Below are 17,418 nucleotides of genomic sequence, written 5' to 3' on the forward strand. Positions count from 1 at the left end.
TTGGTCACCGCTTCGGCACGGCCTTCCATCACTTTTACCCGACCGGCATCCAGCATACCTGCCAGAATGTCGTCGATAATGGCGCGCGGCTCTTCAGTACGCGGGGTGTCGTCCGTTACGACCACAACATCAGCGAACTCTTCGGCAATCGCCCCCATCAGTGGGCGCTTCCCTTTGTCACGATCGCCGCCGCAGCCAAAGACGCACCAGAGTTGCCCGGTGCAGTGCAGACGCGCCGCCTGTAGCGCTTTTTCCAGCGCATCAGGGGTATGGGCATAATCGACAACCACGGTGGTTTTACCCGGCGCGCTAAAGACTTCCATACGCCCGCAAACGGGTTGCAGACGCGCAGCAGTTTTCAGCAAGTCAGCCAGTGGATAGCCCAGCGCCAGCAGCGTGGCCAGCGCCAGCAACAGATTACTGACGTTAAACGCGCCCATCAGACGGATTTCAATTTCACCCTCGCCCCAGCTTGAGGCGAAGCGGATGGTCGCGCCGCTGTCGTGATAATTCACCTCAACGGCCTTCAGCCACCGGCCATGACAGTTAGGGTTAATATGATCTTCCATTGAGACGGCCACGGCATCCGGCAGTTTCGCCAGCCAACGGCGACCGACTTCATCATCCGCGTTGATAATTGCCTGCCCACAACGGTGCGTGGAGAAAAGCAGCCATTTCGCCGCTTCGTAATGCTCCATATCGCCATGATAATCCAGATGGTCACGGCTTAAATTGGTAAACACCGAGGCGGCAAATTTCAGCGCCGCGACGCGATGCTGCACCAGACCGTGGGAAGAGACTTCCATCGCGCACAGAGTCGCACCCTGATCAACCAGCCCCGACAGCACCTGCTGAACGTCTACGGCCGAGCCGGTGGTATTTTCCGTTGGGATCACTTTACCGAGCAGGCCGTTGCCTACCGTGCCCATCACCGCGCTGGTTTCGCCGAGCAGTTGGCTCCACTGCGCCAGCAGTTGGGTCGTGGTGGTTTTACCGTTCGTGCCGGTGACGCCGACCAGACGCATGTTTTCAGATGGCTCGTGATAGAAGCGGCCCGCCAGCGCAGATAAACGCTCGTTAAGCTGGCTCAAATAGACAACCGGTACGCCGTGCATTTCACGCACTTCACCGTCGGTTGCCTCGTCTTTTGCCTCTGCAATAATGGCAGCCACACCTTGCGCTATCGCCTGCGGGATATATCGACGCCCGTCCGCCTGATGACCTTTCACTGCCACAAAGAGATCGCCCGCCGCAGCCACACGGCTGTCGAGTGTCATCTCTCGCAGTTCTCGCGCAGGTAAACCTGATACCCACGGAGCAAGAAGGTCGCGCAAATTACGATCTGCCACCTGTTCCCTCGCCTTGATTAATTACGAATTCACTTTTTTCGCCCGTTGCCAGCGCATCCGGTTCGATGTTCATGGTGCGCAGAACGCCGCCCATGATGGCACCGAATACCGGCGCGGAAACGGCGCCGCCGTAGTATTTACCCGCCTGCGGATCGTTGATAACAACAACCAGCGCGAAGCGCGGCTGACTCGCAGGCGCAACGCCTGCGGTATAAGCAATGTATTTGTTGATATAGCGACCATCCGGACCAACTTTCTTCGCGGTACCGGTTTTAATGGCGATGCGATAACCTTTAATCGCCGCCTTCACCCCACCGCCGCCCGGCAACGCCACGCTTTCCATCATGTGCACAACGGTACGTACAGTCGATTCCGGGAAAATGCGCTCGCCGGGAACCGGGGGATCAACTTTGGTAATCGACAGCGGACGATAAACGCCATAGCTGCCAATCGTTGCGTAGACTCGCGCTAACTGTAACGGGGTTACCATTAGCCCGTAGCCGAAAGAGAAGGTGGCCCTCTCTATGTCAGACCACCGTTGTTTTTGAGGATATAAGCCACTGCGTTCTCCGACCAACCCCAAATTGGTCGCCTTTCCTAGCCCAAAACGTGAGTAAGTATCTACTAACGCTGAGGACGGCATCGCTAACGCCAGCTTAGAAACACCGACGTTACTCGACTTCTGTAAAACCCCGGTCAGGGTCAATTCGCTGTAGCGCGCCACGTCTTTGATTTCGTGGCCGTTAATTCGGTAGGGAACGGTATTGAGCACGCTGTTTTCCCGCACCACGCCACGCTGGAGCGCGGTCATCACCACCATCGGTTTGACGGTAGAACCCGGCTCGAAAACGTCGGTAATGGTACGGTTACGCATCGCGTCTTTTGGCGTGCCGCTCAGGTTGTTCGGGTTGTAGGACGGGCTGTTCGCCATTGCCAGCACTTCACCGGTATTTACATCAACCAGCACCGCGCTCCCGGATTCTGCCTTGTTAAACGCCACCGCATTGTTCAGTTCGCGATACACCAGCGCCTGTAGGCGTTCATCAATGCTCAGCGCGAGGTTATGCGCCGCCTGGCTGTCGGTAGAAGAGATATCTTCAATGACGCGACCGTAGCGGTCTTTACGCACAATACGCTCGCCCGGTTGACCGGTGAGCCATTTGTCAAAACTCTTCTCAACGCCTTCAATCCCCTGGCTATCCACGTTGGTAAAACCAATGAGGTGAGCGGTCACTTCGCCGGAAGGATAGTAACGACGGGACTCTTCGCGCAGATAAATACCCGGCAGCTTTAGCTTTTTGATGTAATCCGCCATATCCGGGTTTAACTGACGCGCCAGATAGATAAAACGCCCTTTTGGGTTGGCGTTGATCCGGGCAGACAGTTGATCGAGGGGAATATTCAGGGCGGTGGAGAGCGCTCTCCAGCGGTCGCCAACGGTAATGCCCCCGGCTTCATGCACCTCTTTTGGATCGGCCCAGATAGCTTTCACCGGTACGCTGACGGCCAGCGGACGGCCCGAACGGTCGGTGATCATACCGCGCGACGTTGCCACTTCCTGTACGCGAAGCGAACGCATGTCGCCCTGACGGACCAGCATGTCCGGCGCGATAATCTGCAGCCAGGCGACGCGGCCCAGCAAGAAACCCAGCGCCAGTAAAATGCAGCCGCACAGCAACGCAAAACGCCAACTGATAAAGTTGGCCTGTTCTTCCTGACGTTTTGGTTTTAGCGTTTTTGCCGCTGCTTTCATGCGTCGCGTTTTTCCTTATTTTTGCACTACGATATTTTCTTGTGAGGGATCAACATGCTGCATTTGCAGCTTCTCCGTTGCGATCCGTTCAACCCGGCTATGATCGCCGAGGGCATTCTCCTCAAGAATCAGGTTGCGCCACTCGATATCCAGCGCATCGCGCTCCAGAACCAGTTGTTCGCGTTGCGCAGTCAGTAATCGTGTGTGGTGCGCGGTTGTTACCACCGTCACCGCCGTCACAATGATGCAAATGAACAGGCAGAGTGGCAGCTTCCCAAATCGCAAAAGATCGTCACCGATCACGCCAGGCAAAGCATGGCGCTCGTTGCTTCCAATCGATCCCTTAACTTTGCTGAGGGCCTCTGTCACTCTGCTGATCATGCGTTCGTCCTCTCTGCAATACGCAGAACTGAACTACGGGCACGAGGATTCTCTGCAACCTCTTCTTCACCCGGCATCAACTTGCCTAATGCTCTTAGCTCACGACCGCCCAGTTTTTTGAGCTGCTCTTCCGTCATCGGTAATCCTGCCGGAACCTGCGGACCACGGCTTTGCTCACGCATAAAGCGTTTCACAATGCGGTCTTCCAGCGAGTGGAAACTGATGACAGAAAGCCGCCCCCCCGGGGCCAGCACGCTGAGCGAGCTTTTTAGCGCCTGCTCTATCTCCTCCAGTTCACTATTCACCCAGATGCGCACCGCCTGGAAGGTACGGGTCGCGGGATGTTTGAATTTGTCTTTCACCGGCGTTGCCGCCGAGACCACTTCCGCCAGTTCTTTCGTGCGGGTCATGGGCTGTTCGCGGTTGCGCTCAACGATGGCGCGGGCAATACGTTTGGCAAAACGCTCTTCGCCAAAGGTTTTCAGCACCCAGGCGATATCGGCTTCTTCTGCGGTTTGCAGCCATTCAGCAGCCGACTGGCCGCGAGTGGGATCCATGCGCATATCCAGCGGGCCGTCACGCATGAAAGAGAAACCGCGCTCAGCGTCGTCAAGCTGCGGTGAAGAGACGCCAAGATCGAGAAGAATCCCGTCGATCTTGCCGGTCAGTTCGCGCTCGCCAACATAGTCAGACAGCGCGGAGAAAGGTCCATGAATGATGGAGAAGCGAGGATCATTGATGGTCTGGGCGACGGCGATCGCCTGCGGATCGCGATCGATTGCCAGCAGACGTCCCTCTTCGCCAAGCTGCGAGAGAATGAGACGCGAGTGACCACCGCGACCAAATGTTCCATCAATGTAGATGCCATCAGGACGAATATTGAGACCGTTTACGGCCTCGTCCAGCAGCACCGTGGTGTGTTTAAAATTTTCCATCATCTTATAGAGACAAGTCCTGCAGGCGCTCCGACAACGTCCCGGTCGCACTCTGCTCAGCGTCGATATCTTCCTTGACCTGTTGATACCAGGTCGTTTCATCCCACAGTTCAAACTTATTAAACTGTCCAACCAGCATCACTTCTTTTGTCAGCCCGGCATGTTGCCGCAGGACAGGCGCCACCAACAATCGCCCGGCACTGTCCATCTGACATTCACTGGCATGCCCCAACAGTAAACGCTGCACACGGCGTTCTACCGGGTTCATGCTCGACAGACGCGATAATTTTTGCTCGATAATTTCCCATTCAGGCAGGGGGTAAAGCAGCAGGCACGGGTGATGGATGTCAATGGTACAAACCATTTGACCGGTAGCACTCTCGATCAGTTGATCCCGGTAACGGGTAGGCACAGATAAGCGCCCTTTACTGTCGAGATTGACTAACGTTGCTCCCCGGAACATGCCAGTCTCCCCCCTCATTACCACTTTGCCCCACAAATTCCCACTCAAAGGAGTTTACGGAGCGGAGGAAAAGCTTGTCAAGCGAGTCACAACGCTTACCTGAGTAAAAAACCCAATGTTTACGGCTAATATCAGCGTTGATTAAATTCTGTCCAACGAACGAAGCAAATTAACGTCATGAATATTTGTAAGAAAAAATCCCAAAACTCATCACCGCTTTAAAACGAACAATTATTCTCAGGAGGGAATATAAAGTGTCAGTTTGCGACGCGAGCGGCATTTTAGGACATATTGCATCATGAATACAGTCCCTGTTTATGGCTGCAAACACCGCGCACCAACAAGCCCGCCGAGACATTCGTGCTGCGGCGACAAAAAGTGTTTGTTAATTCGGCAATTCACGACAAGCATGTAACAAAATAATACATATCTAACCTGCCGTTACGTCTCAATAACCTGAAACCGCCTCTGTTTCGTTTAAATACGGATTATTTCGGTAAAGTTGAGAAAATTATAAGGAATAATCTTAATTATGGTGAGGGTATTGTGGAGAGGGGAGCGTTACGTTGCGCCAGAAAAATTGTCTTCTGGCGCAGAATTCAAAAATTGACTAGCTGCGGCTTAATACGCCACGACGATAGAGATTACGTTTAATGCGCGTTAAACCAGGTTTTGGTTTACGCGGCTCATCCAGACTCGCCAGGACAATTTCCAGCACGCGCTCTGCAACATCACGATGGCGCTGCGCCACGGCCAGAACCGGGCATTGTAAGAAATCCAGCAGTTCGTTGTCGCCAAAGGTCGCAATCGCCAGGTCGGAAGGCAACTTACCATCACGACGCAGCGTCACATCCATCACCCCCTGCAACAGGGCAAATGAGGTGGTAAACAGCGCCTGCGGCATCGGATGCGTCTCCAGCCATTTTTCAAATAGCTGTGCCGCCGCGTCACGCTCATAGCTGTTGGCATACAGAAAATTCACTTCACGCGGATCGTCTTTCCAGGCCGCACGGAAACCCTGCTCGCGCAGGAAGCTGACAGACAACTCCGGCAGCGCGCCCAGATAGAGCACGGTGTCAGCCGGGAACTTACGCAACTCTGCAGCCAGCATTTCGGCATCGTCCTGATCGGCGCCTACGACGCTGGTAAAATGTTCACGATCTAATGCACGATCCAGCGCCACAATTGGGAAGGTATCATTGGCCCAGCGTTGATAGAACGGGTGTTCCGGCGGCAACGATGTGGAGACAATGATCGCATCAACCTGACGCTGTAAAAGATGTTCAATACAACGCATTTCGTTATCAGGCTGATCTTCCGAACAGGCAATCAGCAGTTGATAACCACGCTGGCGCGCCTGGCGTTCAAGATAATTCGCAATACGGGTATAGCTCGTGTTCTCCAGATCCGGGATCACCAGACCGATAGAACGTGTGCGTCCAGCACGTAGCCCGGCAGCCACAGCATTCGGGTGGTAATTATGCTCACGCACCACCGCCATGACTTTTTCGACAGTCTTGTCGCTCACGCGGTATTGCTTTGCTTTTCCGTTAATTACGTAGCTTGCAGTCGTTCGCGATACACCAGCCAGCCGAGCGATTTCATCCAGTTTCACAATTGCCCCTTGCGTAAAATGTACAAACCATAACCATTGTAACGGCATGGGTTAAAATCGGTAACATCTAAGCGCAGAATAGTTACTGCGGCAACCGCTTTTATTCCGGGTTACCACGGATTTCGCAAAAAAATGCCCAACGGAGGACGTTGGGCATATGAATTAACGAAAAGAGAATGATTAGCGCATTATTTTGTCGCCGCGCGATAGTCCCACCACACCGGAACGCGCAACCTCAACGATTTTCGCCACTTCGCGCAGCGTTGCCAGAAAAGCGTCCAGCTTATCGCTGGTCCCCGCCAGCTGAACGGTATAGAGGTTTGGCGTGACATCAATAATCTGCCCACGAAAAATCTCCGTGTTGCGTTTCACCTCTTCCCGACCATAGCCGCTGGCCTGAATCTTCACGAGCATGATTTCGCGCTCGACGTGCGCGCCGTGCCCAAGTTCGCTGACCCGCAACACATCCACCAGCTTGTGCAGTTGCTTTTCAATTTGCTCCAGCACTTTCTCGTCGCCTACCGTCTGGATGGTCATACGAGAGAGCGTCGGATCGTCCGTCGGCGCGACGGTCAGGCTCTCAATGTTGTAACCTCGCTGAGCAAAAAGGCCGATCACGCGCGACAGCGCACCGGATTCGTTCTCCAGCAGTACTGATAATATCCGGCGCATAATCAGGTCCTCTCCGTTTTACTTAACCACATTTCATCCATCCCGCCGCCGCGAATCTGCATCGGGTAGACGTGTTCGCTGCCATCGACGGTAACATCAACAAATACCAGACGACCGTTTTTCACTTGCGCCAGCGCTTCAGTCAATTGACTTTCCAGTTGATCAGGACGAGAGATCTGAATGCCGACATGTCCGTAGGCTTCCGCCAGGCGAACAAAATCAGGCAGCGACTGCATATACGATTGAGAGTGACGACCCGAGTAGATCATGTCCTGCCACTGCTTCACCATGCCCAGATAACGGTTGTTCAGGTTGAGCACCAGAACCGGCAGTTTATACTGCAGCGCGGTCGACAACTCCTGAATGTTCATCTGAATACTGCCGTCACCGGTCACACAGACCACCGTTTCCTCCGGCAGCGCCATTTTTACCCCCAGTGCCGCAGGCAGGCCGAAACCCATCGTACCGAGACCACCAGAGTTGATCCAACGGCGCGGTTTATCGAAGGGGTAATAAAGGGCGGCAAACATCTGATGCTGACCCACATCCGACGTCACATACGCATCGCCATTGGTCAGACGCCAGATAGCCTCAATGACCGCCTGCGGTTTGATACTTTCGCTGTGCGTGTCATATTTCAGGCACTGACGCGCGCGCCAGCGTTCAATCTGTTGCCACCAGTAACGAATATCATCCAGCGGCTGCTGAGCGGATTCCTGCGGCAATAATTCCAGTAACTGCTCCAGCACCTGACGCGCATCCCCGACAATCGGGATATCCGCCGTCACCGTTTTGGAAATTGACGTCGGGTCGATATCAATATGCAGCACCGTTGCATTCGGGCAATACTTGGCCAGATTATTCGTTGTGCGATCGTCAAAACGTACCCCAACGGCAAAAATCACATCGGCGTTATGCATCGTCATGTTGGCTTCATAAGTGCCATGCATGCCCAGCATCCCGAGCGACTGACGGTGCGTTGCGGGAAATGCCCCAAGCCCCATCAGCGAAGAGACCACCGGCAGGTTAAGCATTTCGATGGTCTGACGCAGCTGCTCATGGCACCCCGCCGTCACCGCCCCGCCGCCGACATAGACAACCGGTTTTTTTGCCGCAACCAGCGTTTGCAGAGCGCGCTTAATCTGCCCTTTATGGCCCGCCGTGGTCGGGTTATACGACCGCATGCTGACTGAATCTGGCCAGGAATAAGGCAGTTTTTTGCCGGGATTAAGAATATCCTTCGGCAAATCCACCACCACCGGTCCCGGACGACCGCTCGCCGCCAGCCAGAAGGCTTTTTTCAGCACCTGTGGAATATCTTCCGTCTGCTTCACCAGAAAACTGTGTTTCACGACCGGGCGGGAGATCCCCACCATGTCGCACTCCTGAAAGGCGTCGTAGCCAATCAACGAGGTCGCGACCTGACCGGAAAGAATCACTAACGGAATAGAATCCATATACGCCGTCGCGATTCCAGTAATCGCATTGGTGGCGCCTGGGCCGGAAGTTACCAGCACCACGCCCACTTCCCCCGTTGCCCGCGCCAGGCCATCGGCCATATGCACGGCCGCCTGTTCATGGCGGACGAGCACATGATCGATCCCACCGACCGTATGCAACGCATCATAAATATCGAGGACGGCGCCCCCGGGATAACCGAATACCTGCTTAACGCCCTGATCGATAAGCGATCGGACGACCATTTCGGCTCCAGACAACATCTCCATGGCTTGCCTCACTGAATGACGATTAATGATGTGTAAAACACCTTAACCGCTCCCCAGGACGCAGGCAATTCAGAGAAAGGGGGAAAGACGCCGGAAAATAAGCATAAAAGAAAGGTTAGCGACGAAGAAACGGTGAATTAAACTAAATTTTTCTCAGGTAATGATAATTAATCGGTTGAAAATGGGCGCATACAGCGAATCATCAATTTTTTCGCGAATGAAAGAAAGAACGGCAGACTCAATTCAGAATAAAATGCCAATAAATAAAAAACAGACAGGATAAACCGGATGTTTGCACCCGGTTTATCTCATTCATGCCTAACGCTTGCAGACGGAAGCTAACAGTTCTTCCATCCATTGGTGCCCTTTGTCCCGACCCGCAGCTTCATGCCATGACAGATAACAAGTTCTGCTATTCAATTTTAAAGGTAACGGTAATATTTGTAGATCCAGAGAGGGTGCAAACTCTTCAGCTAACCAGCGAGGGGCAATAGCCACCAGATGCGTTTGAGAAACAACATTAAGCACACTGATTAATGCCATCCCCTGATAGGCCACACACGATTGCGAATCAACCGAGTCATACCAGGGCCGACTAAACGAGTCAAAACGGTCAAGTGAAACGACCGCATGCTGTTCATTATAGACATCGCTTTCCACCAATGGTCCGTTAATGCGTGGATGCTTACGACTGGCGACCAGCACCATTTCGTCATTAAACAATGGAATACTTGTAAATTCAGGACGACGGAATTCTTCATAACTAATAACGAACTCAGTTTCCTGATAACGTAATTGGTGTTCAGTATCCTTATTTAAAGAGGATTTAAATACAACATGAATATTCGGGGCGATTTTTTCAATACGATTATAAATTAAAGAGGTCAGAATATTATCCAGCGGACTGCAAACGCAAAGATGAAACACGCGCTCACTGCTGCCAGGTTCAAATCCAGAACCGGGCAATTCATTCTGCACTAATTGCAGCGCCTGGCGGACGGAACCGAAAAGCTGGAAGGCCCGCGCGGTGGGTTGAATACCGCGACCGTAGCGCACAAAAAGTTCGTCATTAAACATCACTTTAAGACGCGCCACGGCGTTACTTACGGCTGGCTGCGACATGCCGAGAGCATGCGCGGCACGGGTAATATTCTGCTCCTGCATTACCGCATCAAATACAGTCAATAGATTAAGATCAACCATACGAAGTTGCGGTTTATCCATCTCTAAATGATGGGGATTAGGTTTATCAACGGTTACTTCTGGCATACTTAACTCCACTGTCACGCTTAACTCCCTTTTGCTTGCCGGAATGCAGAGAAATAATCTCGGAAAATATGATTTACCATGCATATAAAATAAGAAAAAGGGCAGAGATAAAATTTCGGAAAACATAAAGGTGCGGGAAGATCGCCGTAAAAACCCCGCATCAACACGATGTGGAATCCTTCCCCGCACGATAAATCATAATTTTCAATGACGGGAGCAATATAAACATAAGCGACGCCAATAAACAATCATGAGCTTTATGAATAAAATGCTGGCATTCAATTAAATTTTTATATTACTCACGCGTTAATTCTTAACATTAGCTTATCAATTGCTATATTCACCCCCATTATTAATTTATTATTAATTACCATAAAATCTTCAAAATCATATGGATAACTAATTTATTGCGTTCGTGACTTATCAGACTACCGTGACAGCATTTGAAAAAAAGCGTGCTTAAATATGTCAAACGATGAAAAGTGTAAGCCCTCCGCCGTTTTTTCATCGGCAATAACAGAAAAAGTTCAGCACAATTAGCTAAATCAGCCCCTCCCTTTTCTTCTGACTGGGGCGGTGTTTTCAGCGGTGGGGTTGACATCAGTCATCGTATCCAGTACCACTAAAAGCATATCGCATTCGCCTGGAGTTGATTTAATGATTCGTATCGCTCGCTTTAACGGTCTACTACTACTAAACGCATCTTCGTTGCGCGGTAGACTGGTGAGCGGCATTCAGCATTAAGTCGTATCCAGTAAGATAAAAAACCCGCGCCGTTGCGCGGGTTTTTTTATGCTCGAAGCAAGGCGCCCTAAAGACTAAGGACCTAAAACATGAGCCAGCAAGTCATTATTTTCGATACCACTTTACGCGACGGTGAACAGGCGTTACAGGCAAGCCTGAGTGTGAAAGAGAAGCTGCAGATTGCGCTGGCCCTTGAGCGTATGGGTGTTGACGTGATGGAAGTCGGCTTTCCGGTCTCCTCTCCCGGCGACTTCGAATCCGTACAAACTATCGCTCGTCAGGTCAAGAACAGCCGGGTTTGCGCATTAGCCCGCTGTGTGGAAAAAGATATCGACGTCGCGGCTGAGTCGCTGAAGGTTGCTGAAGCCTTCCGTATTCATACCTTTATCGCCACCTCACCGATGCATATCGCTACTAAACTGCGCAGCACGCTGGACGAGGTGATTGAGCGCGCGGTCTATATGGTGAAACGCGCACGTAATTACACCGACGATGTTGAATTCTCTTGTGAAGATGCTGGCCGTACGCCGATCGCCGATCTGGCCCGCGTTGTGGAAGCCGCCATTAATGCTGGCGCTAAAACCATCAACATTCCGGACACCGTCGGTTACACCATGCCCTTCGAGTTTGCGGGCATTATCTCCGGTCTGTATGAGCGCGTACCAAACATCGATAAAGCGATCATTTCCGTCCACACCCATGACGACTTAGGTCTGGGCGTCGGCAACGCGCTGGCTGCGGTTCACGCTGGCGCACGTCAGGTAGAAGGCGCGATGAACGGCATTGGCGAGCGTGCCGGTAACTGTTCGCTGGAAGAGGTGATCATGGCGATTAAAGTTCGCCAGGATATCCTGAACGTCAACACTCGCATTAACCATCAGGAGATCTGGCGTACCAGTCAGTTGGTCAGCCAGATCTGCAACATGCCGATCCCGGCGAACAAAGCGATTGTCGGCAGCGGTGCGTTTGCCCACTCCTCAGGGATCCACCAGGACGGCGTGCTGAAGAACCGTGAAAACTACGAAATCATGACGCCGGAATCCATCGGTCTGAATCAGGTGCAGTTGAATCTGACCTCCCGTTCCGGACGCGCAGCGGTAAAACACCGTATGGATGAGATGGGTTATAAAGAGAGTGAATACAGCCTGGACAATCTGTACGACGCCTTCCTGAAGCTGGCCGACAAGAAAGGTCAGGTGTTTGATTACGATCTGGAAGCGCTGGCGTTTATTGGTAAGCAACAGGAAGAGCCAGAGCACTTCCGCCTGGATTATTTCAGCGTCCAGTCGGGCTCTAACGATATCGCCACTGCCTCCGTCAAGCTGGCCTGCGGCAGTGACGTGAAAGCCGAAGCGGCTAACGGTAACGGCCCGGTCGATGCCATTTACCAGGCGATCAACCGCATTACCGATTACGACATTGAACTGGTGAAATATAGCCTGTCCGCCAAAGGGCATGGCAAAGACGCACTGGGTCAGGTCGATATCGTCGCCAACTATAACGGGCGTCGTTTCCACGGCGTCGGTCTGGCGACAGACATTGTTGAATCTTCCGCGAAAGCGATGGTGCACGTGCTGAACAACATCTGGCGTGCGGCAGAAGTCGAAAAAGAGTTGCAACGTAAAGCTCAGAACAACGAGAACAACAAGGAAACCGTGTGATGTCGAAGAACTACCATATTGCTGTTTTGCCGGGCGACGGTATTGGTCCGGAAGTGATGACGCAAGCCCTGAAAGTCCTGGACGCTATTCGCCATCGTTTTGAGATGCGCATTACCACCAGCCATTATGATGTCGGCGGCGCGGCGATCGACAACCACGGTCAACCGCTGCCGAAGGCGACGGTGGAAGGCTGCGAACAGGCCGACGCCGTTCTGTTTGGCTCCGTCGGCGGCCCGAAATGGGAACATCTGCCGCCAGACAGCCAGCCGGAACGCGGCGCGCTGCTGCCGCTGCGCAAGCACTTCAAACTGTTCAGCAACCTGCGTCCGGCAAAACTGTATCAGGGACTGGAAGCTTTCTGCCCTCTGCGCGCCGACATCGCCGCGAATGGCTTCGACATTTTGTGCGTCCGTGAACTGACCGGCGGGATCTACTTCGGTCAGCCAAAAGGTCGCGAAGGCTGCGGCCAGCATGAAAAAGCGTTCGATACCGAGGTCTATCACCGCTTTGAAATTGAACGTATCGCGCGCATTGCGTTTGAATCTGCGCGTAAACGCCGCCGTAAAGTGACCTCCATCGACAAAGCTAACGTTCTGCAAACGTCTATTTTGTGGCGCGAAATCGTCAATGAAATTGCTAAAGAATATCCGGACGTTGAGCTGGCGCACATGTACATCGACAACGCCACCATGCAGTTGATTAAAGACCCGTCCCAGTTTGACGTGCTGCTGTGCTCCAACCTGTTTGGCGACATTCTGTCTGATGAATGCGCGATGATCACCGGCTCAATGGGGATGTTGCCCTCCGCCAGTCTGAACGAGCAGGGTTTTGGTTTGTATGAACCGGCGGGCGGCTCCGCACCGGATATTGCCGGCAAGAATATTGCTAACCCGATTGCGCAAATTTTATCGCTGGCGCTGCTGCTGCGCTACAGCCTGGATGCCGATGACGCGGCATCCGCCATTGAACGTGCGGTTAACCGCGCATTAGAAGAAGGTATCCGCACTGGTGATTTAGCCCGTGGCGCGGCTGCCGTCGGTACCGATGAGATGGGCGACATCATTGCTCGTTATGTCGCACAAGGGGTGTAATCATGGCTAAAACGTTATACGAAAAATTGTTTGATGCGCACGTCGTCTATGAAGCGCAAAACGAAACCCCGCTGCTGTATATCGACCGACATCTGGTGCATGAAGTGACCTCTCCGCAGGCGTTCGACGGCCTGCGTGCGCATGGTCGCCCGGTTCGCCAGCCGGGTAAAACCTTTGCCACGATGGATCACAACGTCTCCACGCAGACCAAAGATATCAATGCGTCCGGCGAGATGGCGCGTATCCAGATGCAGGAACTGATTAAGAACTGTAACGAATTTGGCGTTGAGCTGTACGATCTGAACCACCCGTATCAGGGCATCGTTCACGTGATGGGGCCCGAACAAGGCGTCACCCTGCCGGGAATGACCATCGTCTGCGGCGACTCGCATACCGCGACCCACGGCGCCTTTGGCGCGCTGGCGTTCGGTATCGGCACCTCCGAAGTCGAGCACGTGCTGGCAACCCAGACCCTGAAGCAGGGCCGTGCCAAAACCATGAAGATTGAAGTCAAAGGCACCGCAGCGCCGGGAATCACCGCCAAAGACATCGTACTGGCGATTATCGGTAAAACCGGTAGCGCCGGCGGTACCGGTCACGTCGTTGAGTTTTGTGGCGATGCCATCCGAGCCCTGAGCATGGAAGGCCGCATGACCCTGTGCAACATGGCGATTGAAATGGGTGCCAAAGCCGGATTAGTCGCCCCGGATGAAACCACCTTTAACTACGTCAAAGGTCGTCTGCACGCGCCGAAAGGTAAAGATTTTGATGACGCAGTCGCGTACTGGAAAACGTTGCAAACCGACGCCGACGCACGCTTTGATACGGTTGTCACCTTACAGGCTGAAGAGATTGCTCCTCAGGTGACCTGGGGAACCAACCCGGGCCAGGTGATCTCCGTGACGGACAACATTCCCGATCCAGCGTCGTTTACCGATCCGGTTGAGCGCGCCAGTGCTGAAAAAGCGCTGGCCTATATGGGCCTGAAACCGGGTGTACCGTTAACGGAAGTGGCGATCGATAAAGTGTTCATCGGCTCGTGCACTAACTCGCGTATTGAAGATTTGCGCGCCGCCGCAGAGGTCGCCAAAGGTCGTAAAGTCGCGCCGGGCGTCCAGGCGCTGGTGGTTCCAGGATCCGGTCCGGTCAAAGCGCAGGCAGAAGCGGAAGGGTTAGATAAGATCTTTATCGAAGCCGGATTCGAATGGCGTCTGCCGGGGTGCTCCATGTGTCTGGCGATGAATAATGATCGCCTGAATCCGGGCGAACGCTGCGCGTCAACCAGCAACCGTAACTTTGAAGGGCGTCAGGGCCGCGGTGGGCGTACCCATCTGGTCAGCCCGGCGATGGCTGCGGCTGCCGCCGTTACCGGTCATTTTGCCGACATTCGCAGCATCAAATAAGGAGACTCCCATGGCAGAGAAATTTACCCAACATAACGGCCTGGTTGTCCCGCTGGATGCCGCCAACGTCGATACTGACGCCATCATTCCTAAGCAGTTTTTGCAGAAGGTTACCCGCACCGGTTTTGGCGCGCACCTGTTCAATGACTGGCGTTTTCTGGATGAAAAAGGTCAGCAACCGAATCCGGAGTTCGTCCTGAACTTCCCTGAATACCAGGGCGCCTCGATTTTGCTGGCGCGTGAAAACTTCGGCTGCGGCTCTTCTCGTGAGCACGCGCCGTGGGCGTTGACGGATTACGGCTTCAAAGTGGTGATTGCGCCGAGCTTCGCGGACATCTTCTACGGCAACAGCTTTAACAACCAACTGCTGCCCGTGAAGTTAAGTGATGAAGAAGTCGACGAGTTGTTTACGCTGGTACAGGCGAATCCGGGTATTCACTTCGAAGTGGATCTGGAAGCGCAGGTCGTGAAAGCAGGCGAGAAAACGTATCACTTTAACATCGACGCCTTCCGCCGCCACTGCATGTTGAACGGTCTGGACGGCATCGGGTTGACGCTGCAACACGAAGACGCGATCGCCGCCTACGAGGAGAAACAACCGGCGTTTATGCGCTAAGCCCGCCATGCCGGAAGCACTGCACTTATCCGGCCTACGGATTTCTGTAGGTCGGATAAGGCGTTAGCCGCCATCCGGCAATCATAATTCAAACGTCTTTCACCCGCCCGGTCATCACCAGCGTAACCAGCGAAATCGCCGCAATCACCCAGTATACCGCGAAGTGACCATAGCTTTGGGCAACCGCGCCCTGGATCACCCCCGCCAGAATTACGCCGGTCGAAATACTGTTGGTAAATAGCGTCGTCGCCGATCCGGCCCTGCCCGGCATCAGATCCTGAAACCAGAGCATGCCAATACCAGCAATGATCCCGATAAACGCCGCATTAAACAGTTGCAATATCAGCAGCGCCTGATGGCTGTGAAAGAAAATCAGCCCGAGATAAAACAGCACGCCCGCGGTGACGGCAATAAGCATCATCCGGCGCTTACCGAAGCGTTTTACGTAAAAGCCGGCAAGGATCATGATCGGAATTTCCAGTCCTGCGGCGGTGCCCATCAGGATCCCGGCAAGCTTATCCGGCAGTCCAAGCTCCGCGCTAATCCATAGCGGCATATCGATGATATACATGGTGTTGCAGGTCCACATCAGCGTGGAAGCGATAAACAACATGCGTACGTTTTTATCCTGCCAGCCACCAGTCTGGATCACCGGCGCATCCGCCGGTTGTTCAACGCGGGCGACAGACGGCAGCATAAAGGCAATCAGGATGAAACTGAGCGCAAAAATCGCGGCGGCAATCGAAAACATCACGGTAAAACCGTAATTCAGCGCCAGCATAAAGGCCATCGGCGGGCCAATCACCCACGCCAGTGAAAGCTGCGCACGCATCACAGAGCTGAACATCACCACTTCACGCGCCGAGCTGTCGGCATATTCCCGCGCCAGCGCGAACAATTGCGGCATCGCGGTATTTGCCAGCGACGCCAGCAGTACGCCGCAGGTGATCAGCGTCAGGTAGTGGCGATTAAAGGCAAACAGCAGCGCATTACCGATGGCCATCAGGCAACAAAACAGAATCAGCTTGCGCCGGTCTCCCTGGCTGTCCGAGCGTTTTGCCAGCGCAAGACTTACGCCAATCCCGGCGATGGCGTTAACGGTGTAAAACAGCCCCACCCAGAACGGCTGCGCCCCGACCTCGCGACTGAGAAACAGGCTCAGCGTCGGCGCCTGTAGCGCCCCCGCCACACCCATCATAAATGCGACGAGCATAAACGCCGCGTAAACACCGTTGAGACGTCGTCCCATCGTCATTAACCAGAGCATATCTTTCCTTAGTCAGCGCAGCCGAAACGAAAAAAGCCAGCAGATCATACCTGCTGGCGCGGTGATTAACACCAATACTCAGTCACACATGATGTCTGCTACTCCAGGGTCAGGCTGTCACCTCCCACTGCATCAGTTCTTCCAGCATCTTTAAGCGCTGCGGCGCGCTCAGGCAAGCCAACCAGGACAACCCTTCTGTCACGGCAAAGTACTTCTGATAAAACTGGCGCATATAGATGACCCCGTCATAGTGCTTCATCGGAATGTATTATTGGCCTAATATAGGGATAATAAAATTGCTGAGTTTTCCGCAGGAGTTCCCCTTTTATGTCTTCTGGCCGTCTGCAACAACAGTTCATCCGCTTGTGGCAATGCTGCGACGGCAAAACACAGGACACCACGCTCAACTAACTGGCGGATCTGCTGAGCTGCTCGCGCCGTCATATGCGCACGCTGCTCAATACCATGCAGG

Annotated in this window: 16 protein-coding genes and 1 pseudogene; 6 read left to right on the top strand and 11 right to left on the bottom strand. The window is 53.4% G+C overall.

Annotation, left to right across the window (positions count from 1 at the left end; all coding sequences use genetic code 11):
* The 9 genes from murE to leuO all read right to left on the bottom strand — a co-directional run.
* Positions 1–1,349: UDP-N-acetylmuramoyl-L-alanyl-D-glutamate--2,6-diaminopimelate ligase (gene murE, locus AB7E14_RS07500; protein ID WP_428169439.1), on the bottom strand; the 1,349-nt coding region annotated here is incomplete at its 3' end.
* On the bottom strand, positions 1,336–3,102 hold the full coding sequence (gene ftsI, locus AB7E14_RS07505) for a peptidoglycan glycosyltransferase FtsI (protein WP_316962685.1): 1,767 nt from the start codon (positions 3,100–3,102) through the stop codon (positions 1,336–1,338). The genes ftsI and murE, both read right to left, overlap by 14 nt.
* 15 nt (positions 3,103–3,117) lie before the next feature.
* Complete coding sequence (ftsL, locus tag AB7E14_RS07510) at positions 3,118–3,483, bottom strand: cell division protein FtsL (RefSeq protein WP_012904474.1); 366 nt, start codon at positions 3,481–3,483, stop codon at positions 3,118–3,120.
* Positions 3,480–4,421 (bottom strand): 16S rRNA (cytosine(1402)-N(4))-methyltransferase RsmH, encoded by a 942-nt coding sequence (rsmH, locus tag AB7E14_RS07515; RefSeq protein WP_216081808.1) that lies wholly within the window; start codon positions 4,419–4,421, stop codon positions 3,480–3,482. Before rsmH ends, ftsL begins: the two co-directional genes overlap by 4 nt.
* A gap of 1 nt (position 4,422) precedes the next feature.
* The gene (mraZ, locus tag AB7E14_RS07520; RefSeq protein WP_044255498.1) at positions 4,423–4,881 is read right to left on the bottom strand and encodes a division/cell wall cluster transcriptional repressor MraZ; all 459 of its coding nucleotides are present in this window, start codon (positions 4,879–4,881) and stop codon (positions 4,423–4,425) included.
* Between the two features lie 610 nt (positions 4,882–5,491).
* Positions 5,492–6,496 (bottom strand): catabolite repressor/activator, encoded by a 1,005-nt coding sequence (gene cra, locus AB7E14_RS07525; RefSeq protein WP_042997944.1) that lies wholly within the window; start codon positions 6,494–6,496, stop codon positions 5,492–5,494.
* A gap of 180 nt (positions 6,497–6,676) precedes the next feature.
* Positions 6,677–7,168: an acetolactate synthase small subunit gene (gene ilvN, locus AB7E14_RS07530; protein WP_042997945.1), complete on the bottom strand. Its 492-nt coding sequence runs from the start codon at positions 7,166–7,168 to the stop codon at positions 6,677–6,679.
* Between the two features lie 2 nt (positions 7,169–7,170).
* Positions 7,171–8,895, bottom strand: coding sequence for an acetolactate synthase 3 large subunit (ilvI, locus tag AB7E14_RS07535; RefSeq protein ID WP_316962684.1), 1,725 nt, complete (start codon positions 8,893–8,895; stop codon positions 7,171–7,173).
* A gap of 318 nt (positions 8,896–9,213) precedes the next feature.
* Positions 9,214–10,164, bottom strand: coding sequence for a transcriptional regulator LeuO (leuO, locus tag AB7E14_RS07540; RefSeq protein WP_042997947.1), 951 nt, complete (start codon positions 10,162–10,164; stop codon positions 9,214–9,216).
* A 657-nt stretch (positions 10,165–10,821) separates the two neighbouring features.
* On the opposite strand from leuO, the gene leuL reads away from it, so the two are divergent.
* From leuL to leuD, 5 genes are all read left to right on the top strand, one after another.
* A complete protein-coding gene (leuL, locus tag AB7E14_RS07545; protein WP_042323878.1) occupies positions 10,822–10,908 on the top strand; it encodes a leu operon leader peptide in 87 nt (28 codons plus the stop codon).
* Between the two features lie 89 nt (positions 10,909–10,997).
* A complete protein-coding gene (leuA, locus tag AB7E14_RS07550; RefSeq protein WP_044255506.1) occupies positions 10,998–12,569 on the top strand; it encodes a 2-isopropylmalate synthase in 1,572 nt (523 codons plus the stop codon).
* The gene (gene leuB / locus AB7E14_RS07555; RefSeq protein WP_316962683.1) at positions 12,569–13,660 is read left to right on the top strand and encodes a 3-isopropylmalate dehydrogenase; all 1,092 of its coding nucleotides are present in this window, start codon (positions 12,569–12,571) and stop codon (positions 13,658–13,660) included. The genes leuA and leuB overlap by 1 nt, the downstream gene beginning before the upstream one ends.
* A gap of 2 nt (positions 13,661–13,662) precedes the next feature.
* Positions 13,663–15,063, top strand: a complete 1,401-nt coding sequence (gene leuC, locus AB7E14_RS07560; RefSeq protein WP_042997950.1) for a 3-isopropylmalate dehydratase large subunit — start codon at positions 13,663–13,665, stop codon at positions 15,061–15,063.
* A 10-nt stretch (positions 15,064–15,073) separates the two neighbouring features.
* The gene (gene leuD / locus AB7E14_RS07565; protein WP_216081810.1) at positions 15,074–15,679 is read left to right on the top strand and encodes a 3-isopropylmalate dehydratase small subunit; all 606 of its coding nucleotides are present in this window, start codon (positions 15,074–15,076) and stop codon (positions 15,677–15,679) included.
* An 88-nt stretch (positions 15,680–15,767) separates the two neighbouring features.
* Here leuD and AB7E14_RS07570 read toward each other — a convergent pair whose 3' ends face one another.
* Both AB7E14_RS07570 and sgrT read right to left on the bottom strand, forming a co-directional pair.
* On the bottom strand, positions 15,768–16,946 hold the full coding sequence (locus tag AB7E14_RS07570; RefSeq protein WP_042997952.1) for a sugar efflux transporter: 1,179 nt from the start codon (positions 16,944–16,946) through the stop codon (positions 15,768–15,770).
* A gap of 109 nt (positions 16,947–17,055) precedes the next feature.
* The gene (sgrT, locus tag AB7E14_RS07575) at positions 17,056–17,178 is read right to left on the bottom strand and encodes a glucose uptake inhibitor SgrT (protein ID WP_104445670.1); all 123 of its coding nucleotides are present in this window, start codon (positions 17,176–17,178) and stop codon (positions 17,056–17,058) included.
* A 95-nt stretch (positions 17,179–17,273) separates the two neighbouring features.
* Between sgrT and AB7E14_RS07580 the strand changes: the two are divergent.
* Positions 17,274–17,418 (top strand): annotated as a pseudogene (locus tag AB7E14_RS07580) (SgrR family transcriptional regulator); the annotation flags it as partial.

Source organism: Citrobacter sp., from assembly GCF_050252275.1.
GTDB lineage: Bacteria > Pseudomonadota > Gammaproteobacteria > Enterobacterales > Enterobacteriaceae > Citrobacter_A > Citrobacter_A amalonaticus.

Bases quoted from the DNA above. Each gene is read 5' to 3' on its own strand.
- ftsI (WP_316962685.1), bottom strand. From the start codon at position 3,102: ATGAAAGCAGCGGCAAAAACGCTAAAACCAAAACGTCAGGAAGAACAG.
- ftsL (WP_012904474.1), bottom strand. From the start codon at position 3,483: ATGATCAGCAGAGTGACAGAGGCCCTCAGCAAAGTTAAGGGATCGATT.
- rsmH (WP_216081808.1), bottom strand. From the start codon at position 4,421: ATGATGGAAAATTTTAAACACACCACGGTGCTGCTGGACGAGGCCGTA.
- mraZ (WP_044255498.1), bottom strand. From the start codon at position 4,881: ATGTTCCGGGGAGCAACGTTAGTCAATCTCGACAGTAAAGGGCGCTTA.
- ilvN (WP_042997945.1), bottom strand. From the start codon at position 7,168: ATGCGCCGGATATTATCAGTACTGCTGGAGAACGAATCCGGTGCGCTG.
- ilvI (WP_316962684.1), bottom strand. From the start codon at position 8,895: ATGGAGATGTTGTCTGGAGCCGAAATGGTCGTCCGATCGCTTATCGAT.
- leuO (WP_042997947.1), bottom strand. From the start codon at position 10,164: ATGCCAGAAGTAACCGTTGATAAACCTAATCCCCATCATTTAGAGATG.
- leuL (WP_042323878.1), top strand. From the start codon at position 10,822: ATGATTCGTATCGCTCGCTTTAACGGTCTACTACTACTAAACGCATCT.
- leuA (WP_044255506.1), top strand. From the start codon at position 10,998: ATGAGCCAGCAAGTCATTATTTTCGATACCACTTTACGCGACGGTGAA.
- leuB (WP_316962683.1), top strand. From the start codon at position 12,569: ATGTCGAAGAACTACCATATTGCTGTTTTGCCGGGCGACGGTATTGGT.
- leuC (WP_042997950.1), top strand. From the start codon at position 13,663: ATGGCTAAAACGTTATACGAAAAATTGTTTGATGCGCACGTCGTCTAT.
- leuD (WP_216081810.1), top strand. From the start codon at position 15,074: ATGGCAGAGAAATTTACCCAACATAACGGCCTGGTTGTCCCGCTGGAT.
- AB7E14_RS07570 (WP_042997952.1), bottom strand. From the start codon at position 16,946: ATGCTCTGGTTAATGACGATGGGACGACGTCTCAACGGTGTTTACGCG.
- sgrT (WP_104445670.1), bottom strand. From the start codon at position 17,178: ATGCGCCAGTTTTATCAGAAGTACTTTGCCGTGACAGAAGGGTTGTCC.